The following is a 25,675-nucleotide window of genomic DNA, read 5'->3' as shown; positions in this document are numbered from 1 at the left end:
GTTCTTGATCAATTGGAGGGGCGGAGGCTGCGGAGCCAGATGATAGCGCCGCGAAGATGGAGTGCTGCGAGATAACTCTCGGGGGACTTGTCGTACCGGGTGGCGATGCCGCGCCACGCCTTCAGTTTGTTGATCAGGCGCTCGACGATGTTGCGGTCCCGGTAGAGCTCGGCGTCGTGGGCTACGGGCCGTCCTCCGCGACGGCCCCTCTTCTTGCGGTTGGCCGCCTGGTCGGCCTTCTCGGGTAGGACCGCCTTGATCCCACGGCTGCGCAGATAGGTGCGGTTACGGCGGGAGGAGTACGCCTTGTCGCCGGCGACGGCGTCGGGCCGGGTGCGCGGCCGGCCCACTGGGCCGCGGACCTTGATGCCCCGCAGGACGGGGATGAACTGCGGGCTGTCGGCGGCCTGCCCGGGGGTGAGCACGAAGGACAGCGGACGGCAGCGCCGTTCGGCCGCCAGGTGCACCTTGCTGGTCAGCCCGCCCCGCGAACGCCCCAGGGCGGCGGCCTTCAGCCGTGCGCGCCGCCGTCGGCGAGCCCGGCGCCGCTCGGCACGGGCGGGGTCGGCAGCGTCGGCTTCTTCCGCACTCTCTTGACCTTTTTGTCCCTTTCTGTGGCCCCCTTTGACTGCTCGCCAGCCTCCTCCAGGGTGGCCAGCATGTCCTCACTCACCCGTGCGCCCGCCGCATCGTGATGCGCACGGGCGGTCGTGGAGTCCACGCTGACCAGCGACAGGTCCACCTGCCCGCGCCGCGCGGCTTCGGCGATCAGTGCCTCCATCAGGGCCTGGAACACCCCGGCATCGCGCCACCGACGGAACCGGTCGTAGACGGTCGACCAAGACCCGAACTCCTCCGGCATCTCCCGCCACTGGCTCCCAGTACGGAACCGCCAGACCACACCCTCGAACTGATCCCGCAGCCGGTGCGGATACGGCCCGTACCCGCCTATCGGCAGCAACGGCTCCACCAACGCCCAATCTTCATCGCTCAGTTCGCGCCTCGCCACACGAATGTTCTACCGGCCCGCTGATCACGACTTCGCACACGCCCTAGTAGTGCTTGGTCAGGTTGGTGCGGGGTCGGGGATGTTGCGGTGACAGGTGGGGCAGGCGCCGGTCCAGGCTGCGAGGAGTAACTGCAGTTCGCGGACGACTCGGTAGAGGCTCAGGCCGACGCCGTCTCTTTTGGGGACCGGGTCAGTCGCTGGAGGGTGCAGAAGGCGTGGGCGACGGAGACGAGGGTGACGTGGTGGTGCCAGCCGGGCCAGGTGCGGCCCTCGAAGTGGGCCAGGCCCAGGGCCTGTTTCATCTCGCGGTAGTCGTTCTCGATGCGCCAGCGGAGCTTCGCGGTGCGGACGAGGGTGGCCAGTGGGGTGGTCTCGGGCAGGTTGGACAGCCAGAACTGCACTGGTTCGTCCTGGTCGGCCGGCCATTCGGCCAGCAGCCAGCGCACCGGCAACTCGCCCCCGGCCGTGGCTTTGCGGATCTCGCGTCCGGCGGGCCGGATCCGCAGGGCCACGAAGCGGGAGTACATACGTTTGTGCCCGCTGCGGCCGGTCCCGGGCCGCGAGCCCTCGCGCCACTGCACCGGCCGCGCAGCCCGTTTCCCCGCCGCAAGGACCAGACTCTTCACCGTCTTCGCCGCTTCTGGGTAGGCCGGCCCCGCTCGTCGGCCCCGGCCGGAACAGGCCGGGATGCACAGCTGTGCGTCCCCAGGCTGCGCGGTGGTCGTGGTCGAGATGCCCACCACGTAGTCGAGCCCGCGGCCCTCCAGGCCGAGGCGGAAGGCGGCGGTGTCGCCATAGCCGCCGTCCGCGATGACCAGGGGGACATCAAGACCCCAGGACCGCGTCTCGTCGACCATGTCGAGGGCCAGCTGCCACTTTTCGACATGCCCCACTCCGGCCGGGATACCGCACCTGCCACGCCGGGCCACCTTGGCCGCATTGGCCTTCGGCGACGCCGGATCCCAGCTCTCGGGCAGGAACAGACGCCAGTTCACCGCCGCCGACGCGTTGTCGGACGCCAGGTGCAGCGACACTCCCGCCTGGCAGTTGGTGACCTTGCCCGCCGTCCCCGTGTACTGCCGAGACACACACGCGGACGCGTCCCCGTCCTTGAGGAACCCGGTGTCGTCGATGACCAGCGCCGTCGGTCTGACGACCGGCTGCATCCGCCACGCGAGCCGGGCCCGCACGTGTGCCGCGTCCCACGGGCTGGACGTGATGAAGTGGGCCAGCGCCTGCCGGTTGCCGTCCTCGCCCAACCGGGCGGCCATCGGTTCCACCGACTTGCGCCCGCCCTCCAGCAGCAGCCCCCGCAGATAGACCGCACCCCACCGACGCTGATCCACCCGCCCGAACGGCTCGAACATCTCCGCCGCGAAGTCCTCCAGATCACACCGGACCGCGGCCAACTCCCCACCCAGCACACACGATCAACGACACAACCGATCAAGAAGACACGCCACCGCCGAACGAACTTGACCAAGCACTACTAGTGGCCGTAGGCCGATGGCGCGAGGTCGACGACTGGTCCAGCAGCCCGACATCACCGTGTTTGCGCCACCGATTCACCCACTTCGACGCGCAATCCCGCGAGATTCCCATCTCCGCGGCAACATGTGCGACGGTCAGGTCTTGCAGCGTTCGATCAGGCGATGTCGGCCCTTCACGGTGAGCGGGGCGTTTGCATGTACCCGTCGCACTCCCATCAGTCTTCGAGTTTGTCGAGGAGCCTACTCAGGGCGGCGGGGTCTTCGAGGTGGGCGAGGTGTCCTTGGCTGGCCAGTGGATGGACCGTGCAACCGCGGAGTCTGCTCACGACCCGCTGGAACGAGGTTCCGTACGGCTCCGCGCCGATGTTCCGCTCGCCGACGATCAGGTCGATGACGGCCGCGTGGGAGCCGAGATCTGCGCCAAGTTCGGCATCGGATAGCGCCTGCAGTTCCGAGTAGAGCGGTTCGCTCAGTCTGCGCAACGTCGACCACGCACCGTGATCAGCTCGCAGCGCATCGACGTACTTCGTGGAGAAGCCTGACACTTGCTCGTTCACGATCCCGACCACTCGATCCCAATCCTGTACAGCGTCTGCGGCGTGGAGCGAAGGCAGCGCGGCGTTGCCGAAGGTGGGGTCGACTGGCTCGTAAGCGATCACATGGCTCATCGGACGTTCGCACGCAAGAAGCAGGGCGATCAGGCCCCCGTAGCTCCAACCGAAGACGGCCTTCGGCTCACCGACGACCTCGATCACTGCACAGAGGTCGTCGACCTCGGTTCGCAACGAATACTGGCCTCCGAGCGGTCCTGAGGGTGCTCGCCCCCGTCGATTGACGACAGACACCGACGCCCACGCCTCAAGAGAGCGAGCGACGTGCCGCCAACTGTGCGCATCGCTCATCACGCCGGGCATCATGAGCAGCCCCGGCTCCGCAGCATCGCCGTAGATGTCGACGCTCACCCAACTGCCGTCTGGACGCGGCACCTTCTTCTGTATCGGTTGCTCCATAAGATGGATTATGGAGCATCCGCTCTACAATGCAAGCATGCATCCCAGCCGAGCAGGACGACCCCCCCAGTTCAATCGAGCCACGGTTGTGCTCGAAGCGGCACGGCTCTTCTGGCAACGCGGCTACTCCGGCACGTCCACGCGGGAACTGAGCACCGCGCTTACGCTGTCCACTTCGAGCATCTATGCCGCGTTCGGGAGTAAGGCGGGGCTGTTCGAGGAAGCGGTGCGAACGTACGCCGAGCGGTACCGGATCATCTACCAGGATGCGTGTGCGCAACCCGACTTCTCTGACACCCTCGACCAGTTGTTCCGTCGATCCGTCGAAGAGTTCACCCAGCCCAACTCAGGGCATCCGGGCTGCCTGGTGAGCAGCGCTGCAATGACGGACAGTCCGGAAACGATCGACACTCGCGCCTACCTCGACGACCTTTACGCGTCGAACCAGCGCCTGCTGCACAAGCGCATCGGCCAAGCTCAGAACGATGGACAAGTCCCGAAGGGCACAGACCCGGCCACACTCGCTGCATCGCTTCAAACTTTGTGGCATGGACTGTCCGTGCAGTCAAACCAGGGCCTCGGGCGCAACGACCTGCTCCGTATAGCGGATCTCGTCGTCTCGGCGCTGCCTGGCGGACGCGCGTCGACAACTTCCTGACCCACAACGCCCAGTTGGGCCACGAGTCGGCTGTCCGCTGGCTCGCTCCCTCACCGCCACCACTCTCTGGCCGCCCATTACCACCACACCCTGACCCTTGGCCTCACGTCCGTGCGCGACACCTCGACCCGGTCGAACCGGCGTTACGGGGCCGCCGCAGGGCCTGGGCGCACCCCGCAGGATCGCAACCGCCATAGAGCGCCAGAACTCGCCAGTAACTCCTGGCGAGACCCTTGTCACCCTCGTCCTTTTGTTTCCGTCGGCCCGCCGGAGAGTGCACGCACATGGAGTTGTGGCGCGTTTCGAGGACCTGGTCGCGCCGGCCCGACGGCAGCGCGAGCCGGCCGACGAGGCGCTGATGCTGCGCGGGGCGCTGGCCCTGTGGCAGGGGCCGGCGCTCGGCGGGATCAATGGCACGGCCCCGCTGCTCGCTGCCACGAACGCGCTGGCGGAGAGCAGACTCGCCACGGTCGAGCAACTGGCGGACACCTGTGCGGTGCTCGGCGAGCACGACCGGGGCGGTGGCGCCGTCGGCGGCACGCAAGGGTCGCCGACGCGCTGGCCTCCCGCAACCACGGGCAGGTGTCCGACGAAGAGGTCGAACGACTGACCCACCACACCTGGCACGCCAAGGAAGTGCTGTCGGCCCAGCAGGCCATTCCCGGCTGCTGCGTGCCGCCGAACTGTCGGAGCGCCAGCGGGCGTACGACCAGGCGGAGGTCTGGCTGCGCCGCGGAATACGGCTGGTCGACATCGCTCCGCCGCACCAGGCCGCGACTGCGCACCAGGAACAACAACTCCACATCCGGCTCGGACAGACCCTGGCCATCACCCGAGGCGACGGCGACGCCGAGGCGGAGCCTGCGCCGCGGTCACCGACGCCTCGGGTTCGGACGTGAAGACAGCACTGCCTGGGGGACGCGGGTGGTTAGCCGTTGATGCCTCTGTCCGCCAGGAGGTCCCTGATGCGAACGTCAACCTGATGGCGGTCGTAGCCCCGCCCCGCGATCCGGAACGGCGGCGGGCCGGCCGGCGAGTTGGCTTCGGACAGGGTCTTGAGATACTGATCGACCTGATGGCGGTCATAGCCACGCCGCACCAGATCGAAGCCACGGAACTCAGACGATGTCGACACTTCGCACCCCACTCCAACCCGGTAGGAAGACGGGTGCAACCACCGTTGATGTGTGAGGACTGAAGATCGTGCGGTGGCTGCGGGGCACAGCCTAGACCCTGCCGGGTGGCAGGAGGCATTCGAGGGCCTGATGGGCTGGATCGCATTACGGTTCGTCCGGGTTGAACGCCGGTGCAGGATAAGGCGGTTGGTGCTTGGGCCGCATTCGGACCTGCCCCGAAAGGACGGCTGTTCCATCGCTGAGTGGGCCGGCGAGGCGAGGCCGGACGGGATGCAGCACCTGCTGGACCGGGCCAAGTGGCGCGGCCCGCTCGGGTGTTGCGGCAGGCGGGCGGGGTGGGCGGACGGGTGCGTCCGCTGCTCTCTGTCGCGGCGGCTTCCGGGGCCGCGGGCGCACCACCACACGCGCCGGTGAGACGGTGAAGAATCCGGGGCGCCGGGATCGTGGTGTCGGCGTGTCCGTAGGCCCGCGCGGCTCGTTGCCCCCGGCATGCAGGGGGGGTGACAATCCGTCCTTGAACCCCTGGGGACCGGCCCGCGCGGCTCGGTTGTCAGGGGCCGGCCGTAGTCTCCGGTGGGTGAAGGGCCTTCGGCTGGAGCCGCGCAGTCTCGAAGCTGCGATCTGTGATGCGCGTCGAGCTGTTGCTGACTACGACGGTGCGTTGGAGTGGCTGTTGCGCCCTGATGTGGCCTGGGCTGGTCCGCCGGCCACTGAAACGTGGGTGTTCGACGAGTCCTTGGCGCACGTCTTGCTGGTGAATCATCGTTGGCAGGGGTGGGTGGCGCCGGGCGGGAAAAGCCGATCCCGGGGAGAGGCCGCGAGAGGCGGCCCGCCGGAGCTGTTCGAGGAGACGGGAGTGCGGGCGGAACCGCTTCCGGTACCGGCGGCCGTGACGCTGCGCTCCCATCATCCCGACTGGTCGGTGTGAAGTCTCAGGACTTCTTTGACGTTATGTTCTCGGGACTCTCTTGACAGTTGCTGACTGTTATTCAGCTGCTGATGGCTGTGGCATCAGATGCAGAGGGTCAGCAGCAGAGCGACTGGTTACTGGAACAGCGGTACCGGGCTGTCCTGGAGGTGTTCGACGGCCAGCCGGTGACCGAGGTGGCCGCGCGGTACGGGGTGTCCCGCCAGTCGATCTACACCTGGAAGACGAAGTACGCCGCGGGCGGGTTCGAGGCCCTGCGCGAGAGCTCCCGGCGGCCACGTACGAGCCCGACCCGGATCGCGTCCGACGTGGAAGCCCTGGCCTGCGAGATGCGCCGGGCCCACCCTCGCTGGGGCGCCCGCCGGATCTCCCACGAGCTCGCCAGGACCGGGGTGCCGGCGGCGCCGGCGAGGGCGACCGTCCACCGGATCCTGGTCCGCAACGGCCTCGTGGACGCGGTCAATGCGGTCTGGCCTGCGACGATCGTGCAAACGTGCGTTGTTCACCTGTTGCGCAACTCGTTCAAGTACTGCGGGCGGCAGGACTGGGAGAAGATCGCGCGTGGACTGAAGCCGGTCTGCACCGCGCCGACCGAGGACGCCGCGCTGGAGCGGTTCGTGGAGTTCGCCGAGGTGTGGGGGAAGAAATACCCGGCGATCGTGCGGTTGTGGGAGTCGTCCTGGTCGGAGTTCGTACCGTTCCTGCGGTTCGACGTGGAGATCCGCCGGATCGTATGCACTACCAATGCCATCGAGTCGATCAACGCACGCACAGGACGGCGACGCTGGGCGATCCGGTGGAAGCCAGCGCTGCAAGCATTCGACATCACCTTCGACGGACGCCTCTCGGCCGCCCGCCGCTAGAACCCCGACAACCGAGTTACACCAGTGGCTGGACACACCCGGGGATTCACGGAATCGCGGCCTGAACCAATTACGCACCGTCGACAGGCGGCGGCGGGCGAGGGCTGGGCTCGGGCCGTCAGGACGCGGACCGCGTCGCGTCCGCGTAGTCGGCCCAGATCCGCTCAGGGGAGCCGTTGCCGCGCGACACCTCGATGGCCTGGGCGGCCGGGGCGATCTGTGTGGTGGTGAGGGCGGGCCAGAGGGTGGTGGGGGTGAGGGGGCGGGCCAGGCGGTGAGCCCAGTAGGTTTCGTCCCCGTCTTCGTCGCGCCAGGACCACAGGCGGGTGGTGGCGAGGTGGAGCGGGTGGAGCTGGGTGATGCCGATGGCGCCGTGGAGTTGGTGGGCGATGCGGGCGATCTCGGCGGCCGAGGCGGATGCCTGGGTCTTGGCGGCGGCGACGGCGAAGTGGGCGGCTGGGCCACCGATGTCCAGCGGGGTGGCTGCGGTCTGGACGGCAGTGCGGACCAGGGCGGTCTCCTCGATCAGCCGGGCTTCTTCCTGCTTGACGGCCTGGAAGCGGCTGAGCGGACGGCCGAACTGGGTGCGGGCGGTGGTGTGGGCGACCGTCAGGTCGACGCAGCGTTCGGCGGCTCCGGCGATCAGGGCGGAGCGGGCCAGGGCCGCGCGGAGCCGGGCCTCGTCGACTAGTTCGGGCCCGATCCGGCGGACCTGTGAGGCGGGGATCTCCAGGGCGGCGAGGTGCAGGTCGTCGCGGGGTTCCTCGGCGAGGTTGGTGCCGGGGGTGACGTGGGCCTGGCTGGGGGTGAGGGTGAACAGGACGGGGCCGAAGGGGGCGGCGGCCAGGACGACCACCGCGTCGGCGGCGCGGGCCCAGGGAACGCGGCGCAGGGTACCGGTGACCAGCAGAGTGTCGTCGTCGCCCAGGCAGCCGGCCGAGCCGATGGGAGACGCGGCCGGGTGCGCGTAATGGATCGTCAGCTCGGGGGCGATAGCGTAGCTGAGCGGGCCGTCGGGGACGGGGAGTCCGGCGCGGCGCAGCAGGGGGCGGGCGACCAGGGCGGTCTCGGCAAGGGGCGCGGGGACGGCGCGATGTCCTGCCTCCTGGGCGGTAGCGAGGAGTTCGGCGGTGGAGGCGTCCTCGGAGGGCAGGGCCACGGCGTCGGGGGCAGTGGTGTTCGTGACGGTGGCGATGGCGTCCGGATCGGCGTAGAAGGCGGTGGTGTCGTAGGCGTCGGCGGGGATGACCGGGGTGTTGTTCTCGATCGTGTGGGTGTTCATCAGTGCTGTTCCAGACCTCGAGTGATGATGCCGCGAAGGATTTCGTTGGTGCCGCCGCGCAGGGTGTAGCCGGGGCTGTGCAGGAGGGCGAAGGCGAGCAGTTCGGGGTGGCTGCCGGGGGTGGCGTGCGGGTCGGCCGGGGTCGGCAGGATGCTGCGGACGGTGTCAATCAGCGTGCCCTCCAGGCGGGTGCCGAGGTCCTTGACCAGGGCGGCCTGGGTGTCGGGCGAGGCTCCGGCGTCCAGGTCGGCGGTCACGCCGAGGGACAGTTGGCGGATGCTGTGCAGACGGGCCGTCAGGATGCCGACCTGGGTGAGTTGTTCGGCGCTGGCCGGGCGCCGCTCGAGTTCACGGAGCAGGGAGACCAGCAAGGGGAAGGTGGACAGGTAGCGTTCCGGGCCACTGCGTTCGAAGGCGAGTTCGCCGGTGACCTGCTTCCAGCCGTCACCCTGCTGTCCGAGCAGCACGCCGTCGGGGAGGTCGACGCCTTCGAGGTGGACGGCGTTGAATCGGTGCTCGCCGCTCATCAGGTGGATCGGCTCGACCCGTACGCCCGGAGCGCGCAGGTCGACGATGAACTGGCTCAGGCCGGCGTGCTTGTCCTCGGCGTCGTCGGTGCGGGCCAGGACGATGGCGTAGTCGTTGACGTGGGCGCCGCCGGTCCACATCTTGGTGCCGGTCAACCGCCAGCCGTCGGCGGTGCGTTGAGCGCGCGTGGCGACCGAGGCGAGATCGGAGCCGCTGCTCTTCTCGCTCATGCCGATGGAGAAGAAGCACTGCCCGGCGGCGATCTTCGGCAGAAAGTAGCGGCGCTGCTCCTCGGTGCCGTGCTGGAGGATGGACGGGCCGGCTTGCCGGTCGGAGACCCAGTGGGCGCTGACCGGGGCGCCGGCCGCGAGCAGTTCCTCGATCACCACATAGCGCTCCAGAAAGCCGCGGCCGGCACCGCCGTACTCGGTGGGCAGGGCCATGCCGACCCAGCCGCGCTCGGCGAGACGGCGGCTGAAGCCGTCGTCCCAACCGGCCAGCCAGGAGTCGGGTCGGCCAAGCACGGTGCCGCGGGCGCACTCCTCGTCGAGAAAGCCGCGGACCTCGCAGCGGAGCCGGCGGGCCGATTCGGGCAGGACGACGTCGGGGAATGCGATCGGTGAAGGCGTCGAAGGAGACATGGCTCATTCGCTCCTGGGGTCGGTGAATGGGCGGTGCATTTCTTTGCGGTACGAGAATTCGCGGTCAGTTCGCGGGGTGCAGCAGCGAGGGGTCGAAGCCGGCTTCGCGGAACACCTCGTCGGTGTGCTGGCCGATGCGCGGGCAGGGCCGGAGCTCCGGCTCCGGGTCGGCCGAGTAGCGGACCGGGCAGCCGATGACCCGGTAGGGACCCTCGGTGGGGTGCTCGGCATGGCGCAGCAAACCGCCCTCCTGGGCGTAGGCGGTGGTGGCGGCAGACTCCAGGTCGAGTACCGGGGCGGCGGCGATGCCCGCCCGGTCGCAGAACTCCTGCCATTCGGCGCTGGTGTGCCGCAGCGCCAGCTCCGCGAGCAGTGGGTAGAACGCGTCGGCGTTGCGGGCCCGCTCGGGTCCGGTGGCGAAGCGTGGGTCGGCGGCCAGTTCAGGGCGGCCGACGAAGTCGGTGAAGTCTCGCCAGTTGCGGTCGCTGTGCGGCAGGATGCACATCCAGCCGTCGGCGGTGCGCAGGGCGCGGCGCTGTGGGCTGAGTGAGCGGGCCGAGCCGAACTGCCCGTCGGTCTCCAATGCGGCCGCTCCCAGGTGCTCGACCAGGTTGAAGGCGAGCATGGTGTCGGCCATGGGGACCTCGATGTGCTGTCCCGTGCCGCCGTGTTCCCGGTAGTGCAGCGCGGCCAGGACCGACTGGACGATCTGCATGCCGCAGATCTTGTCGGCGAGCACGGTGGGAACGTAGTGGGGTTGGCCGGAGACCTGGTGGTTGAGCCAGACCAGGCCGCTGGCCGCCTGGATGATGTCGTCGTAGGCGGCGTGAGTGCCGTAGCGGCTGTCGCTGCGGAAGCCCTGGGCGTTGGCATAGATCAGGCCGGGATTGACGGCTGCGGCGTCGTCGTAGCCGAAGCGGAGCTTGTCCAGGGCCTGCGGGCGCAGGTTGGTGATGAAGACGTCGGCGGTGCGCAGCAGGGCGAGCAGGGCGTCGCGGCCGTGCGGGGCCTTGAGGTCGATGACGGCGCTGCGCTTGTTGCGGTTCAGGTTGAGGGCCGGGCCGCCCATGCCGGGGTGGCGCCGCGGCGGGTAATGGCGCGTCATGTCACCGGTGGGCGGCTCGACCTTGATCACGTCCGCTCCCAGGTCGCCCAGTTGCTGGGCGGCGTACGGGGCCATGATCACGCTGGCCAGTTCGATGACGCGGACTCCGGCGAGGAGTCCGCGGCCGGACGGGCCGCTCGGCTTCTCGGACATGTTTCGGTGCCTCCTGGGAGATCGGATGGGGTGGGTGAACGGGGTGGTGCGGTACGGGATCGCGCTCCGAAGGGACGCGGGGCTGTGTCGATATGCGGCTCCGCCGGGGGCGCGGTCAGCCCCCACCGGCCCGCAGATGACGTACGGCACTTCCCGCGGAGCGCTCAGCGCCACTGGAGCGCAGCGGACCCGAGCGGGGAACGCCGACCGGGCTGTGGGACCGTGCGCGCGCTGTACGCGAACGGTGTCGCCGGTTCGGTGAGCGGGCCGAAGTCGGTCCCGGTGGTCGACAGCGCTGCGAGCGGCGCGCGCCCGGGACGGGGCAGGTCGATGACGTTCTCCCGTGACAGCAGCCCGAGTTCCTGAACCCAGTGGCACACCCCGGCCAAGGTCACGCGGATCCGCCACGAGCCGCCCTCCGTCGCACGCCGGCGCAGGACCGTTGCCACGGCGGCGGCCCCGAGGTACGCGGCGAGGTAGTCATTGAGCAGGTACGTCGGTGGCAGTGACGGCCGGTCGGTCCACTCCTCGACGGCGAATCCGGTTGCCGAGCAGGCGAGTTGGTCGAACCCGCCGCGTTCGCCCCAGGGGCCGTCGGCGCCCCAGGCGTGGTATTCGAGGGTGATGAGTCCGGGGCGGCGCCGGATGAGTTCCTCGGTCGACGCCCCGTGCCGGGCAAGTCCCCGGTAGGCGTGCACGAAGACGTCCGTGTCCTGGAGCACCTCGTGGAAGGCCGCACGGTCGTGGTCGTCGCGCAGGTCGCAGTAGGCATTGCGCTTGCCGCCGCCGGTCATCACGATCATCGGGATCGGGTCGGGGCGGTCGGGACGCGACAGGTGCAGCACGTCGGCGCCGAACTGGGCGAGGAGCCGTGCCCCGACGGGACCTGCGATGACATGGGTGAGATCGAGCACCCGTACGCCTGTGAGCGCCTCGTCGGCCTCGCCGATCGGCTCCAGAGGCCGGACCGGCCCGTCACCGACGCGTTCGATCTCGACGACCGGGCGCTGCGCCACGTACCGCCCCGCGGGGTGCGCGAGCCATTCCTCCCGGCTGCGCACCGCGCAGGCGACGCCGCCCCGCGCGCAGATGGCCTCCTCCAGCGTGAAGGCGTCCCAGCCGGCTGCGGCCTGCGCGATCCCCGCCTTGTCGAGGCCGCACCTCAGAACGGAGCAGACTGCGTCGCGTAGGTGCGGATAGGTGGTGATGATGAAGATCCACCGGCCGTCGCGTGCCCGGTAGAAGTCGTTGTTGCCGAGCAGCGCCGGATCGTCGAGCAGAGCGCCGAGCGAGCGCCCCGACAGCGTGGTGTGATAGGTCGCCATGAGCTGGTCGATCGCGGCCCCGGCCTGCACCTGAACCCTCTGGCGCCGGTGACCGCGCATTTCACCGACGGCCGCCGTCTGCCGCCCGAAAACCCCGATCGCGGCCGACATGGCATCGGCGAGGCGGTGCACCGACGGCACCAGGGGATCCGCCCCGACAACAGTGATGTCCTCGGCCCCCCGGGCCGGATCGGGGTCGCCGAGAGTGTGCAGCAGCCGGGAGACGATCTCTCCCGTGGACGACGGAGGCGTGGGCTCGGCCGTGGTCAGCGTGTTCGAAGGCATGCCGGGATGCTCGTTCCCGGCCCTGTATGAGCGCCGGCATTCACGGATATCCGTGAATCGATGCGAACGTCACGTCCGCCCCTCCTGGATGTGCGCGAGGAGCCGGGCTGCCGCCCGGTCCAGACTCAGCCGCTCCGAGCGGCCGCGACGCCGGTGTATCAGGGCGAGGGCTCCCGTGACGACGGGGCCGTCGGTGACGGGGATCGCGAGTGCGCTGACCTCGGGGTCGGCCAGGCCCTCGCTGCGGCTGATCCGTGACGCGCGGATCGCAGGAAGAGCGGAGTGGAACTCGGCGACCGCCTCGGGGTCGTGGCGGGCGAGCTCGTCGAGCAGCCCGCGGCGTTCCGCCTCGTCGGTGAAGGCCAGCAGCAGACGGCCCGCGGCGGTACGCAGCAGCGGCCGCGCGAAGTGCCCGTCGGCGAGCGGCACGAGGCGGGGAATCTCGTCCTCGCCGCCGCGCGCGAGGTGCACGGCGTCGAGCCCGACCCGCACGGTGAGCAGCACTGGGGTGCCCGCGACGCGGCTCAGCTCGTTGAGCTCGGCCTGTCCGATCCGCGGCACGACCCGGCCGGCGATGAGGTTGAGGACGTGCGGGGCGGGCCCGAGTCTGAAGCGCCCGTGCTGTTCCAGCAGAAAGCCCGTCGCGACAAGGCCGTTGACCAGATCCTGCACCGAACTCGCCGGCGCCCCGACCGTCCGCGCCACCTCGGCCACGGTCACCCCGCCCGGCGCCCGCGCGGCGGCCTCCAGGATCCACGAAACCCGGTCTACCGTACGGTGACGCCGCCGCCGACCGTGCTCACTCATCCCGCCCCACCTTGTCCTCCTCGTGCGTCGCCGGCCGCTCGGGCCGACACGTCCCGCCGATCGTTTCCCCCTTCCACCCCGACGATCAAGTCGGCCCCGGCCCTAGCCCCCGCAGACGCCACAAGGCCGGTGACAGAAGGTGGTTCACGCGACGACGGACGGGACCGAGCTGTCAGGGCGAGGACGGCGGCGAGCAGCGCGGCGGGCCAACATCAGGCGGTCAGCGGTATGCAGAGCAGGCCCAGTCGTCGAGGACTCCAGCGCGCGTGAAGGCCTGTTCGGCGATCGTGATCTCGGTGCGGTGGTCTCGGGAAGGGTGAGCCACAGATGGGGCCACAGGAGGATCAAGTCCATGTGGGGGGCGCGCTCCACGCAGACCGCGACCGATCTCCCCGATGTGGCCTGGGCTTGGAGCGAGTCCCTGCGAGGTCCGGAACAGCCAGTGCGCGGTCCAGGCTGGTCTGAAGGGGGGACCAGCCAACCCATCATTCAGCCTAGTCGGCCTCAGGGCCGCGCTGCCCGAACCGCCACAGCACCTCGACCATCCGGGCGATGAACGCCACGGCTGCCGCGGCTCCTGCAGCGGTGACGAATCCACTCTTCGCCGAGCCGGACAACAGGCCGTACAGCACCGGCAACACGAACACGCACACGCCTGCAAGGCACTGGGCCTACCCCGTCACCGCTCCGCGTTCACAGTCGGATCCGGGGCGGCGTAGAGGCCGTTGAAGCCAAGGTCGAGGCAGGTGCAATCCTGAATGTATGAACGCTCTCGGCGACGCACACCAGCACACCTGGACGCTGCGATTTATGACCCTCCTCGCAGCTGACACCCAGAATCAGCTTGCCTGGCTGGGCGAGCGTGAGCTGGAGACGGAGACGGAGTCCGTCGTTGAAGAAGCGGAACTGCTCTGCCGCATTTCCGAAGAACTCGCAGAGCGCGGAGTCTTCGAGCCCGAGGAGCTGTGCGGTCTTCAAACCATCGGCCGTCGCCTCGGCGAGATCGATGCCGCCTGCCGCACCGGGCTCTGGACCAACGCCCTGGCCACAGATCCGGCGTGGGACGAAATACGTTCCCTCGCCCGCCAGTTCCTCCTCACGGCACTGGGCGACTGGCGTCAGCCACTGCCACACCCCGTGCGCCCGCCCAAGGGCGATCACTGAGAAGCTGTGCGAGACCTCGTGCCGTGGACCGGGACGGCGTAGATGCCGTTGAAGGCAGTACGCCGCCTCACGTCGCGGGCCCGGCCGCGCTGCGTGAACCGGCCTCTCCAGTGGCCATCAGGGGGCAAGGCATTCTGCTGACTGTCCCACCCCTGCCTCATGAGGGCCATCACTCACAGGGATCACCGGGCTCCTTCGAATCCCTGCTTCTGACCGAATAGGCCAGCAGGATCGGTGAGAGAGCTCTTACCGGCACCCCGACATGCTCCAACTGGTCATCCCCGGGACGACTGTCGCTGGTCAAAGCCATCCGGTGTGAGTCGAGGTCTCTTGGAGGCAACCAGACGCGCTCGTGCAAGCCAGTTCCGGACCCACGTGAATCCGTACGGCAGGCTGAGCTGGACATGAACAGCCGTCTCGATCTCGGTTCCCTCGTGCCCATTCCGGCTCAACGGACGGGCGAACCGCAGCCGACAGCCACCGGCTGAGGAAGCGGAACCTGTTGGCCCATGACGAAGCGCCGCCGGTACGGTCAGTCCGTGTGCACCTACGCCTTCGTCCACTACAAGCTGCACTACGCGTGCGTATCGTGCCGGATCAGCTTCAAACGGCATCCCGCCGACGCCGGACACACGTGCCCCCGCTGCACCGGGCCGCTGCTGTGTGCTGGCCACGACTTCGCGGCACCCCGCCGCAGTAACCGGAAGGCATGGTCGGTCGTCGCCGTAGTCTTGGGCGCCGGGCTGCGCTACGAGGGCTTCGAGCCGTGCGGTTGCGGGCGGGCTCCGAAGTTCCGCCCCCGTACCCGTGCCCAGCTGCGCGCCCGCCGCATCGTGGCCGCTCGCACCGGTGCCCCGCTCGCCGAGCTGCTCGGCCAGGCCGACCCGCTGGAGAGCCGCTGATCCCGGCAGGGCTCGCGTAGTTCACTCGGTCCAGGTCCTCGACACACGAACAACTGCCAGCTCAGTCGGTATCGGTCGCGGCAAGCACGGCCAGGCGCTGTCGACCTGGGGAGAGCGCGGCCAGACCAATGTCCCAGGCCACCTGCTCGAACCACTTCGTGTCGGCGCCGAAGCCGTACCAGACGCAGTCCAGCACATGTGCTTCGACCTCAGCGGCGCTGGCTCCTTCTGCGCTTCCGGCCAGCGCGGCCAGGGACTGCCAGGCCGACAGACGACCGTAGGCGCCGTAGGAACCCGAGTTGTACGCCCCTCCCGTTGACGCCGCGGCGAAGAGTACCCGCCATGCCTGGGCCGGCGGACGGACAGCGACTGACAGAGCGGTCTTCTTCTTCCCCGCCCCGTGCAGACACTCCAGCCCCAGCGTCAGGAGCGCGGTCGGGACCGACTCGGCGTCCAGGGGTTCGGGGCCACGGCCCTGAGCCTACGCATCCGGCAGCTGCCGCCTGACGACTCGCCCGGCAGCGTCGTGCGCACCCTCACCGCCCAGCTCGCAGGATTCGGCGTCGTGAGCGGCCTGGTCGTGGATCTGATCGTGTGCTACTGGCTGCAGGGATTCCCCAGCCACAAGTTCTGGATCACCTGGCCGATCTGCTCGCTGAGCGTCGTCGTGGTCGCATTCGTCGCCGCGGTCCTGCAGAAACTGCTCGGGCCCGTGGGCACCCTGGTGACGGTCGTCGTCATGATCCTGTTTCGGCAATCCGTCCTCCGGCGGCGCGACCGGAGTGCCGTACCTGCCCGCCTTCTGGCGCGACATCGGCCCCTACCTGCCACCCCGCAACGGATGCGTCCTGCTGCACCACACGATCTACTTCGACGGCCACGGCACTGGCCAGGCCCTGACGACCCTGCTCGTCTACCTGGGCATCGCCGCCGCCCTCCTCATCGTGCTCGACCTACGCCGCCCCGCAGCCGCAGTGCCCGTCGACGCCACCGAAGCCGCGGCCATGGCCGTCCCCATCGGCGCCACACGATAAGCGCCTGCCCCGCGAAACCAGAGCAGGGGTTCAGACACGGCCACTGAAGCAGGAGACGGGGCCCGCCCGGATCCGGACCGGGCCGCCGACGGCGCTCGGACGCCCTCCGAGCCTGCGGTGGTGGCGCGGCGCCAAGAAGCCGCGTTCCTCGACCAGCCCTGAGGAAGGGGGCGGCATCGCCACCATCCCGCCCGCGTCGGCCCATGCGCCCGCCGGCACGTCAGGCCGAAGCCCAGCACCCGCCGGCGGCGTTTTCGCCCGGCCGATGACCAGCGAGCCCTCTAGTCTTGGCCTGTGGGACAGCCCGACCAGCGCGCCAAAGGCGCGGGACCGTTCACCACCCAGCTCACCTGGCACCCGCCCGGCGGTGGTACCGCCACCTGGGAATCCCGGCTCGCCCGGCGCCGCGGACTCATCGCCGTCCACCCGCCCGGCGCGGCCGCCCCCCATCACGCCAGCGCCGACGACACCGCCCTCGCTCGGCTGCGCAGGCTCAACGCGATCGCCGCCACTGCCTTCATCATCGGCGGGGCGCTCTTCGCGGCCGGCGCCGCCGTCGCCCAGTTCGGCTCCGGCGACGCCACCACCTGTGCCTCGATCTACTTCGCCGGCGGCCTGTTCTTCAACACCGGCGGATACGTCTCCCTGCTCCAGGTCATCAACGCCCCGCGCCACGTGCCCGGGGGTGAAGGAGCCCTGGTCACCCGACGGTGGCGATGGTGGAGCTACGAACCGACGCGGGTCGACTGGCTGAGCGCCTTCGTGTTGTTCGCCGGCACCCTGGTGTTCGCCGTCGACCTGCTCGACTCTTTCCTGCAAGGCCTGACCGTCCAACAGATCAACCGGCTGATCTGGGCCCCCGACCTGATCGGCTGCGTCCTCTTCCTGCTCTCCGGTCACCTTGCGATTGTCGAGATCTGCCACGGTCGGCCTCGCCTGCTGCCGCACGACCTCGGTTGGTGGATCACCGCCGTGAACCAGCTCGGCTCCGCCCTCTTCATGGTCTCCGCCCTTGCCGCCTACACACGCCCCGCCACCGGCAGCCTGATCAACGCCGACATCGCCAACTGGGGCACCCTCACTGGTGCTCTCTGCTTCTCCTGCGGTGGAATCCTTCAGCACTATGAACGCCCTGATCTGGACAGCGGCAATGGGGCAGCCAACCCGACGGCCGACCGCACTCAGTGAGCATGCTGCTGTGGGTCTGCGGCACAGGCACCGCTCGGAAGAATGCCCGCCTGGTTGCGTGGTGCGGGGTGGATGCCGTACAGGCTGTCAGATGTGCCGACGGCGTAGTCCTGCCAGCCGAGTTCGCCGTAGACGTGCGTGCCAATGGGGAGCGTGGGCGCGTTCGAGGCAACCACTTCGCCGACGCCGCCGTCGCGCATCACTTCTCCCAGTCCGACCGGGGCGTTCGTAGCGGTGGTTGAGTCGGCGGTAGCCGGTCAGCCAGGACATGGTCCGCTCGATCACCCACCTGCGACGGCCAAGTCGTTCGCTGGACTCGATGTCCTTGCGGGCAATGCGGACGCCGATGTGTTTGCCCCATAGCCATCTATGCAGGTGAGGGACGTCGTATGCCTTGTCCGCGTGGAGTCGCTGCGGCTTGGAATCGGCTGCATGGGATTCGTGTCCCATGTGGAAATGGGACAGCATCGGCTTCAGCGCAAGGCAGTCGTGAGTGTTGGCCGCGGAGAGCCCGACGCGTAAGGGCAGTCCGTCCGCGTCCGACAGGACGTGCATCTTGGAACCGGGCTTACCCCGGTCCACGGGACTCGGACCTGTGTGTTCGCCCCGTCGTTGCCGAGCAGCGCACTGGAGCCGGGCGGGGTCGGTGGGTCAACGACGGCATCGTCCAGGATGAGTACGGCGACTTCGTGCGTGCCGGCCGGCCGTCGGACGCTTCTCCCGGCGGCCGGCTGTGGCCCGAGGTGCCGGACGTGGCAGGGCCTCGCCCGTGATCAAGCGGCGTTGAGGCAGTCGCTGTAGGTGCGGGCGAGGTCGTCGTCCCGGCGGATACCGCGTTCGAGGGTGGAGATGACGGTCGGCCACACCCCGAGGTGGCGGGCTGCGGCGGTGAGGGGTGATGTTCTTGGACTGCCTCAGTGGCCGCAGGTCAGCGATGCCCGGGACGGTGACCGTGGTGGACAGGCAGCGGAACACCTCCCGGACGATGGCCCGTTTCAGCAGCCGGATGACCTCCTTCTTCGTCCGGCCGACGGCGTCTGCCGGACGACGTATTCGCGGGTGCGGCAATCGCTGGACATCCGGACCAGGGCGATGCGGTAGAGGGGCGGTGCTCGTCGGTGGCGTCCGGCGTATCAGACGCGGTCGTGGAGCGTGATGTGGTACCCGTCGGGGTCGGCGAAGGTGAAGGTCCGGCCGAAGGGGCCGTCGATGGGTGCGGAGACGATGGTGTGGCCGTCGGCGACGAGAGCGTCGTGGATGGCCTGGACACCGGTGGCGTGCAGCCAGATCGCGGCACCGATGCCGGGCTGCGCGACGGATGCGAGATCGGTGCCGGGCACGACGTCGCGGAGTGCGAACGCGATCGGCTTCGTCTCGAAGACGACGGCGTGCGGGGGTCCAGCCTGCGAGCGGACGAGGCCGAGGTACTGCTCGTAGAACACACGCGACGCGTCGAGGTCGCGCGCCTGGAGCGAGATGAAGTCGGGGCCGGTGACGGGCATGGTGACTTTCCTTCCCTTCGTGTCAGATTCCTGACATGGACCACGGTATGTCAGAATGCTGACATGAGTCAAAAGGGTGCCGGCGTCGACCTGGACAAATCACTGGGCTACCTGCTGAAAGAGGCTTCGAGCGCCTTGCGCGCAGCCATGGAGGAGGTGCTGCGGCCGCTCGGTATGAGCGTGACGCACTACTCCTGCCTGGAGCTGCTGGCGCAACGGCCGGGTTTGTCGAACTCCGAGCTCGCGCGTGGCGCCTTCGTGACCCGCCAGTCGATGAACGTACTGCTCCAGACCCTGGAACGTGACGGCTACGTGACCAGGCCCGCGGCGGCGCCCGTAGGGAAGGCGCTTCCCGCGCGGCTCACGCCTCGTGGCCGACGGAGCCTGGAGAAGGCGACGGTCGCGGTCCGGTCCGTCGAGGTCAGAATGCTGTCCGGCATGACCGGAGCCGAGCAGTCGAGGGCGTTCCGGATCCTGCAGAGCATGATCGATTCCCTGCGGGCCGGCGGCGACGGCGCATAGCCAGTCTCTCGGCGCGAGCCGCGCAGCGCGCTGGTGGACTCGTCCCGGTGGCGCTGCTCAAGCCCCGTGTCCAGCAAGGGCATTCACCTCGCGCGCCTCTCGCGGCTCGGTGCCCCGCCCGCCTCGTCGGCGCACCGGCAGGCGCCCCTGAGCCCCGGGCCGGCGAAGCGGCTCCAGTTCTCAGCGGGCTGCGGCACAGCCGCCGCGACGCCTTGGAGTGGCGCGACAGCGCGGAAGCCGTCACCCGCTCGGATGAGGGCTTCCTCACAACTGCCTGCCTGTGGTGCCGCCGCGCGCCGCCTGCGCAGAATCACGACCTGCGGCACGACCGCCCGGTCACCAGCTGGTGTCCATGGCGTCGCCATCCTGCTGCGGGTTTTTGAATCCGGGGTTGTCACTGTGCTCGGCGAGCGTGCGCGTGCCGTCCGGAGCGACCTGATGGATGTCGACACACTGGATGAACTCCGGCCGGACGCCCTTCCAGAACGCGACCTCGTGCTGTTGGTGGAAAGCGACGGTCCCCAGGCTCTCCACCAGGTCCATGCCACCCGGCGCCCGGATCGTGTAGCGAATCGCGCGGCCGTTCTCGATGGCCCACTCAGGGGCGTATCCGTCACCTGAGCGCGTGACGGATACGAGAGCGGAGCGCCGGGATTCCGTGAGCGTCTTCTGGTAGGACCTCAGACTGTTCGGCACCTTGACGTTCCAGGACCGGAACCCTGCGGGAAGATCTCATCGGGAAGGTGCCGGTCCCAGCGGTAGAGCGGCTCGCTGTCCGCCCGGTACTCGATTCTGGGCGCGGGCCGCCCCTGTGCGTCATGCCGCAGAGTGGGAAGCCTGCTCGGATGCAGGCCGAACTGGCTGCGTCCGAACCCCGCGGTCGGCTGGGGGACGGGGGTCGTCTGACGGCCGGGCTTCTGGAGCCTCGCGGCATGCAGGTTCTGTACGCCACGGGGCTGGTGCTCCTGGTCGCCGGGCAAGCGATCCGGCCCAGTTACCCGTGGCTGCTGAGGCAACGTGTGACGGTGATGCTCGCCGAGACCCGGGCGGTCAGCGATCCTGAGGCTTTCCAGCGCCTTGACCGACTGGCTGGCAGGCGACGGCCGCGGCCAGGTCCGACGCCCTGAACAAGCTCACCTGGATCGTGATCCGCAAGGGCGGCCTGGTCAGCGACATCACCGTCGGCGACTGCATCGAGCTGACAGCTGCCTTGGACGAACACCACTTCCGGGGCAGCGCGGGGCGCCCGTTGTTCTACGCCCTGCTCAAGGAGACCGGCGTGCTGCCGGCCAGCGCACCGTTGCGGCTTCGAGTGCTTCGTATCGAGGGCCGCCGCAGCGTCGAGCAGATCGTCGACGGGTACGGCATCGAGTGCTGGCCCGTCCGCGATCTACTGGTCGAGTACTTCACCGAGCGGGCTCCCGAACTCGACCACGTCTCGCTGCGTTCCATCGCCCGCAACCTGCGCCGGCTGTTCTGGCGCGACCTGGAGGTTCATCATCCCGGCATCGACTCGCTGCGGCTGACACCGCAGGTCGCGCAGGCATGGAAGGAACGCATGGCTCACATCCGTGACGCCCAGGGCCACCTGGTGCGGCCAAGGGCCCGCAGAATTTCCTGCGGACCAGAAGTGATCGCTGGGTGACAGGGCTTGACCGAAGCAGCTCGGGAGGCAGTTGGTGTCCGGTCCAGTGGGGGACTGCGCTCGGCGGTCGTGACCACGACCAGGAGAGCGGCATCGACCCTGCAGGCGATGGGCGCGGCCCACTTCGGGGACTCCCGGTCGGAGCCGTGCGTTCTAGGTGGTGGTGTTCTTGATCCAGGACACGAACGGAGCGATGCGGGTCTCGACGTCGGGCTTGCCCTTTCTCCCACAACCTTCCCCTCCGGAGACGAGGCCGACCAGCTCAGGGGCCGGCCCCGTGGTGAAGGATGTTCCGCCGCTATCGCCCACGCAGGCGGCGCCGCGCTGTGTCTGAGGGTTCTCCCCACACACCATGTTGCCGGTGATGGGGCCATGGTTCTTGTAGGCGTTGTCGCAGTACTCGTGGTCCACCACTGACTGGGTCGCTTCTCTCAGGACTGGGGAGAGAGGTCCGCTCTCACTGGTGGTGCCCCATCCGATGACGCGTACCGGCGTGCCCGCGGCCGGGCCGGTCCCCTGTGCCGGCAACGCGGCAAAGGAGCCGCGCGGCAGGTCGCTGTCGAGCTTCCACAGCGCGATATCGCTGTCGCTGGTGACGGCGTCGTACTGCGGATGTTTGATCCTTTCGACGACCTTGTACGTGTGCCCCTGCTCCTCGGCGTCCGTCTTGCTCAGGTCGTGCCGGTGGAGCCTGACAGTCCACGAGCTTGTCGCCCCGTTCGTGCAGTGCGCGGCCGTGAGGACCCAGCGCGCCGCGACCACCGTGCCGCCGCAGGAGTGACTCCCTCTGTATCCGAGGGAGACCATGAACGGGTACTTGAACCTGGGGGAGACCTCCTGGCCGCCGACCACCGCACTGGCTGGCGCCGCCAGGAACCCCTCGGCCGCAGCCACCGGCAGAAGCAGGGCCGCGGCCGCCGCCACTGAACTCGCGACCCACTGCCACGGGCGCCGGCACAACCGGCGAATTCCCCTGACGTTCAGTTCATCACTCATAGTAGTGACCATCACAGACGCAACGCCTACCAGGGCAGACGCCCGGCAGTACCGCCACCCGAACAGGTGAAGACATAGTGGGGCGCCCTGCTGACAGGCGTGGAGAGCCCGTTTCGTGACGTGGCGCCCATGGCCAACGACGACTTCATGGTCTTCGCCCTCCCCGAGCCGCTGTGCACTGCGTTGGCCACGGCGGCAAGGGATCGGCTCCGAGCTACAGCTGTTGCGTGGGCTGAGGTTGTCTCTGAGCCGGGTGATGCGATTCATCCGGAAAGCGTGGTGGCTCTCTCCTGGATCACCTGTCAGCCCTGGCCGGTCGTCGCGCGGAAGAGGGACTGCGCTTGTACTGCTGGTACTTCGCGCCCTGGTCGACGGTGCAAGCGTGGGGTGCCTGCTCGCGGTCCGGCGTGTGCGGCACACCGCGAGCCGGATTGGGTGTGCGGCTCAGCCGCATCACCCAGGACCGGCAGGTACGGGACAGTCCTCGGGTGAGGCCGAGTTTGGCCAGTGCGGTGGTCCAGTTGGTGGCGATGGCGTTGTGTGCCGCGGCCAGCTGGATTTTGCCTGAGTAGACGGCGTTGGACAGTTTGGCTTCGACGGTGTCTTTGGGGTTGTTGGGGCCGCCGCCGGGTTTGTGGGCGGGGGAGGGCGGTTCGACCCAGATGTTGCGCGGATCATCGGGGTCGCCGCCCAGGACCAGGGAGATCAGGTGCTGTCCGGTGTTCTGAGCTGGCGCCGCTGACGACGGCGACGAGTCGATCCACTGCCGCAACGGCTCCTATCTATGGCTCTATCCGGGGTAATTCGCCCGTGACGGTGACGCCGCTGACGATCGTGCCTGCACGCCCCTGCCGATCTGTACGGTCGGTACCGCGGCTGTTCGGCAGCGTGTTGTGACCGGCGATGAGGTGGCCTGCGTCGTCCTCGACCGGGGTGGCTGGTCGTGGCCCCAGTAGGGGTGTACTCGGAATACCTGGGGCGAGAGAAGCACTCGCCCGACACGGTGCGGCTGTGGGCCGAGGCTCGCGTCCTGGTGGGCCATGGTGCGGACCCGGTACGGGCTCGTGCTGTGCATTCGTCCGGGCCCGCACCGGGAGCTGTGGTCCGGGCCTAGCCGGCGAGCTGGGCTTGGAAGGCGGCGTGGTTGAAGTACGCCTTGGCGTCCTGGATGAGGCCGTCCTCGCCCAGTTCGTAGATGTTGATGCCGGACCAGTTGACCGGCTTGCCGTCCAGGGCGACGGCGGCGCCGCGCCAGGAGACGGCGACCCGGTTGCCGACTGTGTGCGCCTCCAGGGGGGGCAGACCGAGGAAGGGCTGGAAGTTGGGCAGCACAGAAGCGATGAAATCGCGGATGGCGGCGCGGCCGGTAATGGGCGGTGCGCCGACCGGGTCGTGGAAGACACCGTCGGCGGCAAAAGCCTGGGCCCAGACATCGGCATCGCCTGCCTTGGAGGCGCGGAAGAACTGGAGGACCGCCAGCGGAGGCGGATCGCGGTCGCCGCAGCCTTGACCGGCGCGTCCTGGTCAGGGAGTGGACTCCCGACGCGCGCGCACGCTCGCCGGGCAATCGTCCGATACATCGAGATGTTCTACAATCACAAACGCCTCCACTCCGGCCTCGGCTACCGAACCCCCGCAGAAGTGCACGCCGAGTACGAAGAGTTGCAGGCCGCAGCATAGAAACCCCTCAACGCCACTGTCCGAGGAACGCAGGGCGGCTCATCCTCAGCAGCAAGACACTTGATGGTGTCCTCCAACAGATCTGGGCTCACCTGCTGGTCCACCACGCGCTGCGGGAACTGATGCCGAGAACCGCAGCCACACGAAAACTCGACCCGGACCGCATCTCTTTCACCGAGACTCTGCGGTCCGCCCGACTCAGTGTGACAGTAACGCCGGGCGGTTTTTCCCCTGAACTCTTGGTCAAAGCACTGCAAGTACTCCAAGAGGACCCGCTGGAAAGGCTCCTGCCCGCCAGACGGGCCCGCAGCCAGCCCCGTGTCGTCAAGCGCAGGATGCCCAAATACTGGTTCAAGCGAGCCGAGCACTACCCGTGGCCTCAGCCCACCCACACCGGCACCCAAGCCATCCGCATCAAACGACCCCCACCTCCAGACCCGTAAAGCAACGGCATTGGGTCTAAGGTGTCGTCCTTCCCGGAGCAGGCGGACTCGTAGCCGATGGTGACGGCAGGGGACGGGCGTCGTCGACGTCATCCGATGGTCAGTGGGGGGTGCGCCGGCGTCGGAGACGCGCCAGCCTCGGCAGGACGGTGAGCAGTAGCAGGCTGTAGTACTGCAGGACAGGCACGGCGAACGCTATGGCGAAGGCGATGACCAGGGCCAAGACGTTGAGGTAGCTCTCGGTGTACAGGTCCTCGGTCCTCTGGCGGGCCGCCTGGCCGTCATCCTCGACGAGTGCCGGGGTGGTTTTCAGGATCCTCAGCATCGCGTAGCGGCAGACCATGTTGGCCAGGAGGGTTGAGTAGTAGAGCGCCCCCACGAATCGGTCGCGGCCGAAGGTGCCGATCATCTCCGTCGGGAGGGGGAGCACGACGACGGAGAGCAGCCACCCCATGTTCCATATGATCAGAGAGCGGGTGAGCTTCGCGACGGACGAGAAGGTCCGGTGGTGCTCCCGCCAGATGTTCGCGACGACCGCGAAGCTGAGCAGGAAGCTCCAGATCTGGTCGAGGTGGCCGGTGATCACCTCGCTGGCGCTCTTGTGGGCGGACGCGGCCTCTGGGACGAGGTCCACCAGCGGTAGGACCAGCAGGGTTATGGAGATCGCGGTGACCGCGTCCGTGAAGAGCACCAGGCGTTCCCCCGAGGCGCCCACCTCGATCTTGTCCGACGCGGGAACCGGCGGCTCTACTGGGTCGAGCCCTCCCGTCCCGGTGTCGGCGACGGCGTTGCTGGCACCCATGTGTTCGCACCTTTCCTCTGTCCGGTTCGCCGGGCCCTGCCGCCGCTACCGGAGTCTGTTTGCCGCATTCCAGCCATGGAGACCACATTCGACGGCTGAACTATCAGTCCAGTGGCTTGCGTTCGGGCCACCACCGCTGGACAGCCTCGGCGGTGGTCGAGGGGCTCACGTTGAAACAGAGCTTCGCGCGGGGTGCCAGTTCGCGGGTGGTGTCGACCAAGACCTCGAAGAGTGGGGTCAGCTCCGGGTCCAGCCGGACGCCGGCGCCGACCATCACGACGTCGTAGTCCTTCCCGGACAGCGCGGCGCGGTAGACCGCCTCGGCCGTGCGGCCGTAGTCGAGCAGGCAGACGTCGACAGTGAAGCCGAGCTCCTCGAGCCGGGCCCGCCCGGCGGCCACTCCGGCCCGGACCGCTTCGGCGTCGATCTCCGGGAACGCCGCCCGCGACGAGGGCGCGTCGTCCACCAGCGCGGGATCAAGTCCGACGGTGAGCATGGACGGGGACATGCTGCGATACCTCCTGTTGCCGGTGTCTTCCGTTTTCCGGACCGAGGGTAGGCGTCGGGGCGGTCGCGC

General features: G+C 68.8%; 26 protein-coding genes and 7 pseudogenes. 12 read left to right on the top strand and 21 right to left on the bottom strand.

From position 1 onward, the window contains the following. Positions 1 to 8 precede the first annotated feature (8 nt). The 4 genes and pseudogenes from OG522_RS01585 to OG522_RS01570 all read right to left on the bottom strand — a co-directional run bounded on the left by OG522_RS01585 (position 9) and on the right by OG522_RS01570 (position 3,509). Positions 9 to 1,009: pseudogene (locus OG522_RS01585) on the bottom strand (IS5 family transposase). Positions 1,010 to 1,167: 158 nt separating this feature from the next. Further along, a complete protein-coding gene (locus tag OG522_RS01580; protein ID WP_329467442.1) occupies positions 1,168 to 2,376 on the bottom strand; it encodes an IS701 family transposase in 1,209 nt (402 codons plus the stop codon). A 124-nt stretch (positions 2,377 to 2,500) separates the two neighbouring features. Beyond that, positions 2,501 to 2,715, bottom strand: a pseudogene (locus tag OG522_RS01575) (helix-turn-helix domain-containing protein); the annotation flags it as partial. After that, a complete protein-coding gene (locus OG522_RS01570) occupies positions 2,715 to 3,509 on the bottom strand; it encodes an alpha/beta fold hydrolase (protein ID WP_329461092.1) in 795 nt (264 codons plus the stop codon). The pseudogene OG522_RS01575 and the gene OG522_RS01570, both read right to left, overlap by 1 nt. A 37-nt stretch (positions 3,510 to 3,546) precedes the next feature. Between OG522_RS01570 and OG522_RS01565 the strand changes: the two genes are divergently transcribed. Next, positions 3,547 to 4,167 (top strand): TetR/AcrR family transcriptional regulator, encoded by a 621-nt coding sequence (locus tag OG522_RS01565; RefSeq protein WP_329461091.1) that lies wholly within the window; start codon positions 3,547 to 3,549, stop codon positions 4,165 to 4,167. 292 nt (positions 4,168 to 4,459) lie between these two features. Then, complete coding sequence (locus tag OG522_RS01560) at positions 4,460 to 4,777, top strand: BTAD domain-containing putative transcriptional regulator (protein ID WP_329461090.1); 318 nt, start codon at positions 4,460 to 4,462, stop codon at positions 4,775 to 4,777. Between the two features lie 318 nt (positions 4,778 to 5,095). Here the strand turns inward: OG522_RS01560 and OG522_RS01555 are convergent, their stop codons facing one another. Beyond that, complete coding sequence (locus OG522_RS01555; protein WP_329461089.1) at positions 5,096 to 5,302, bottom strand: hypothetical protein; 207 nt, start codon at positions 5,300 to 5,302, stop codon at positions 5,096 to 5,098. A 130-nt stretch (positions 5,303 to 5,432) separates the two neighbouring features. Here OG522_RS01555 and OG522_RS01550 point away from each other — a divergent pair. The 3 pseudogenes from OG522_RS01550 to OG522_RS01540 all read left to right on the top strand — a co-directional run. Continuing rightward, positions 5,433 to 5,603: pseudogene (locus OG522_RS01550) on the top strand (IS701 family transposase); the annotation flags it as partial. 699 nt (positions 5,604 to 6,302) lie between these two features. Beyond that, positions 6,303 to 6,653, top strand: a pseudogene (locus tag OG522_RS01545) (helix-turn-helix domain-containing protein); the annotation flags it as partial. Positions 6,654 to 6,674: 21 nt separating this feature from the next. Next, a pseudogene (locus tag OG522_RS01540) lies at positions 6,675 to 7,094 on the top strand (transposase); the annotation flags it as partial. Between the two features lie 118 nt (positions 7,095 to 7,212). On the opposite strand, the gene OG522_RS01535 reads toward OG522_RS01540, so the two are convergent. From OG522_RS01535 to OG522_RS01510, 6 genes are all read right to left on the bottom strand, one after another. Further along, entirely contained in the window at positions 7,213 to 8,376 is a 1,164-nt protein-coding gene (locus OG522_RS01535) for an acyl-CoA dehydrogenase family protein (RefSeq protein WP_329461088.1), read from the bottom strand. Further along, positions 8,376 to 9,545 (bottom strand): acyl-CoA dehydrogenase family protein, encoded by a 1,170-nt coding sequence (locus OG522_RS01530; RefSeq protein WP_329461087.1) that lies wholly within the window; start codon positions 9,543 to 9,545, stop codon positions 8,376 to 8,378. The genes OG522_RS01535 and OG522_RS01530 overlap by 1 nt, the downstream gene beginning before the upstream one ends. A 64-nt stretch (positions 9,546 to 9,609) precedes the next feature. Continuing rightward, positions 9,610 to 10,803: a CaiB/BaiF CoA transferase family protein gene (locus OG522_RS01525; RefSeq protein WP_329461086.1), complete on the bottom strand. Its 1,194-nt coding sequence runs from the start codon at positions 10,801 to 10,803 to the stop codon at positions 9,610 to 9,612. A 164-nt stretch (positions 10,804 to 10,967) separates the two neighbouring features. Beyond that, positions 10,968 to 12,413, bottom strand: coding sequence for a CoA transferase (locus OG522_RS01520; RefSeq protein WP_329461085.1), 1,446 nt, complete (start codon positions 12,411 to 12,413; stop codon positions 10,968 to 10,970). 69 nt (positions 12,414 to 12,482) lie between these two features. Continuing rightward, positions 12,483 to 13,220, bottom strand: a complete 738-nt coding sequence (locus OG522_RS01515; RefSeq protein WP_329461084.1) for a helix-turn-helix domain-containing protein — start codon at positions 13,218 to 13,220, stop codon at positions 12,483 to 12,485. Positions 13,221 to 13,714: 494 nt separating this feature from the next. Beyond that, positions 13,715 to 13,867 carry a DUF6332 family protein gene (locus OG522_RS01510; RefSeq protein WP_329461083.1) on the bottom strand — a complete coding sequence of 51 codons (153 nt, stop codon included), beginning with the start codon at positions 13,865 to 13,867 and terminating at the stop codon, positions 13,715 to 13,717. A 115-nt stretch (positions 13,868 to 13,982) separates the two neighbouring features. Here OG522_RS01510 and OG522_RS01505 point away from each other — a divergent pair, with 115 nt between their 5' ends. After that, on the top strand, positions 13,983 to 14,384 hold the full coding sequence (locus tag OG522_RS01505) for a hypothetical protein (RefSeq protein WP_329461082.1): 402 nt from the start codon (positions 13,983 to 13,985) through the stop codon (positions 14,382 to 14,384). Between the two features lie 509 nt (positions 14,385 to 14,893). Then, complete coding sequence (locus tag OG522_RS01500; protein ID WP_329461081.1) at positions 14,894 to 15,286, top strand: hypothetical protein; 393 nt, start codon at positions 14,894 to 14,896, stop codon at positions 15,284 to 15,286. A gap of 61 nt (positions 15,287 to 15,347) precedes the next feature. Here OG522_RS01500 and OG522_RS01495 read toward each other — a convergent pair whose 3' ends face one another. After that, positions 15,348 to 15,743 (bottom strand): DUF6183 family protein, encoded by a 396-nt coding sequence (locus tag OG522_RS01495; protein ID WP_443074812.1) that lies wholly within the window; start codon positions 15,741 to 15,743, stop codon positions 15,348 to 15,350. Between the two features lie 325 nt (positions 15,744 to 16,068). On the opposite strand from OG522_RS01495, the gene OG522_RS01490 reads away from it, so the two are divergent. Together OG522_RS01490 and OG522_RS01485 are read left to right on the top strand one after the other, a co-directional pair. Then, positions 16,069 to 16,320 (top strand): hypothetical protein, encoded by a 252-nt coding sequence (locus OG522_RS01490; protein ID WP_329461080.1) that lies wholly within the window; start codon positions 16,069 to 16,071, stop codon positions 16,318 to 16,320. 294 nt (positions 16,321 to 16,614) lie between these two features. Then, positions 16,615 to 17,508, top strand: coding sequence for a hypothetical protein (locus tag OG522_RS01485; protein WP_329461079.1), 894 nt, complete (start codon positions 16,615 to 16,617; stop codon positions 17,506 to 17,508). Here the strand turns inward: OG522_RS01485 and OG522_RS01480 are convergent. From OG522_RS01480 to OG522_RS01470, 3 genes and pseudogenes are all read right to left on the bottom strand, one after another. Further along, positions 17,502 to 17,708 (bottom strand): hypothetical protein, encoded by a 207-nt coding sequence (locus OG522_RS01480; protein ID WP_329461078.1) that lies wholly within the window; start codon positions 17,706 to 17,708, stop codon positions 17,502 to 17,504. The genes OG522_RS01485 and OG522_RS01480 overlap by 7 nt on opposite strands. A gap of 13 nt (positions 17,709 to 17,721) precedes the next feature. Further along, positions 17,722 to 18,123 (bottom strand): annotated as a pseudogene (locus OG522_RS01475) (transposase); the annotation flags it as partial. 518 nt (positions 18,124 to 18,641) lie between these two features. Further along, a complete protein-coding gene (locus tag OG522_RS01470; protein WP_329461077.1) occupies positions 18,642 to 19,010 on the bottom strand; it encodes a VOC family protein in 369 nt (122 codons plus the stop codon). Positions 19,011 to 19,073: 63 nt separating this feature from the next. Here OG522_RS01470 and OG522_RS01465 point away from each other — a divergent pair, with 63 nt between their 5' ends. Next, the gene (locus tag OG522_RS01465; RefSeq protein WP_329461076.1) at positions 19,074 to 19,532 is read left to right on the top strand and encodes a MarR family winged helix-turn-helix transcriptional regulator; all 459 of its coding nucleotides are present in this window, start codon (positions 19,074 to 19,076) and stop codon (positions 19,530 to 19,532) included. 336 nt (positions 19,533 to 19,868) lie between these two features. Here the strand turns inward: OG522_RS01465 and OG522_RS01460 are convergent. Continuing rightward, positions 19,869 to 20,240 (bottom strand): annotated as a pseudogene (locus OG522_RS01460) (scabin-related ADP-ribosyltransferase); the annotation flags it as partial. Between the two features lie 436 nt (positions 20,241 to 20,676). On the opposite strand from OG522_RS01460, the gene OG522_RS01455 reads away from it, so the two are divergent. Further along, positions 20,677 to 21,177 carry a hypothetical protein gene (locus tag OG522_RS01455; protein ID WP_329461074.1) on the top strand — a complete coding sequence of 167 codons (501 nt, stop codon included), beginning with the start codon at positions 20,677 to 20,679 and terminating at the stop codon, positions 21,175 to 21,177. 153 nt (positions 21,178 to 21,330) lie between these two features. On the opposite strand, the gene OG522_RS01450 is transcribed toward OG522_RS01455, so the two are convergent. The 3 genes from OG522_RS01450 to OG522_RS01440 form a co-directional block, all read right to left on the bottom strand. Further along, positions 21,331 to 22,173 carry a serine protease gene (locus tag OG522_RS01450; RefSeq protein WP_329461073.1) on the bottom strand — a complete coding sequence of 281 codons (843 nt, stop codon included), beginning with the start codon at positions 22,171 to 22,173 and terminating at the stop codon, positions 21,331 to 21,333. A gap of 295 nt (positions 22,174 to 22,468) precedes the next feature. Further along, positions 22,469 to 22,945, bottom strand: a complete 477-nt coding sequence (locus tag OG522_RS01445; RefSeq protein ID WP_329461072.1) for a hypothetical protein — start codon at positions 22,943 to 22,945, stop codon at positions 22,469 to 22,471. A 338-nt stretch (positions 22,946 to 23,283) separates the two neighbouring features. Continuing rightward, positions 23,284 to 23,652: a nuclear transport factor 2 family protein gene (locus OG522_RS01440; RefSeq protein WP_329467440.1), complete on the bottom strand. Its 369-nt coding sequence runs from the start codon at positions 23,650 to 23,652 to the stop codon at positions 23,284 to 23,286. On the opposite strand from OG522_RS01440, the gene OG522_RS41155 reads away from it, so the two are divergent. Continuing rightward, positions 23,566 to 23,853 (top strand): IS3 family transposase, encoded by a 288-nt coding sequence (locus tag OG522_RS41155; protein WP_443074644.1) that lies wholly within the window; start codon positions 23,566 to 23,568, stop codon positions 23,851 to 23,853. The two genes, OG522_RS01440 and OG522_RS41155, sit on opposite strands and share 87 nt — an antisense overlap. Before the next feature lie 543 nt (positions 23,854 to 24,396). Here OG522_RS41155 and OG522_RS01430 read toward each other — a convergent pair. Continuing rightward, positions 24,397 to 25,098 carry a TMEM175 family protein gene (locus tag OG522_RS01430; RefSeq protein ID WP_329461071.1) on the bottom strand — a complete coding sequence of 234 codons (702 nt, stop codon included), beginning with the start codon at positions 25,096 to 25,098 and terminating at the stop codon, positions 24,397 to 24,399. A gap of 103 nt (positions 25,099 to 25,201) precedes the next feature. Beyond that, a complete protein-coding gene (locus OG522_RS01425) occupies positions 25,202 to 25,606 on the bottom strand; it encodes a hypothetical protein (protein ID WP_329461070.1) in 405 nt (134 codons plus the stop codon). Positions 25,607 to 25,675 lie beyond the last annotated feature (69 nt).

Origin of the sequence: Streptomyces sp. NBC_01431 (genome assembly GCF_036231355.1) — a bacterium.
In the GTDB taxonomy this organism is placed as follows: Bacteria; Actinomycetota; Actinomycetes; order Streptomycetales; family Streptomycetaceae; genus Streptomyces.
This window is presented reverse-complemented; position numbering and strand designations above follow the sequence as displayed.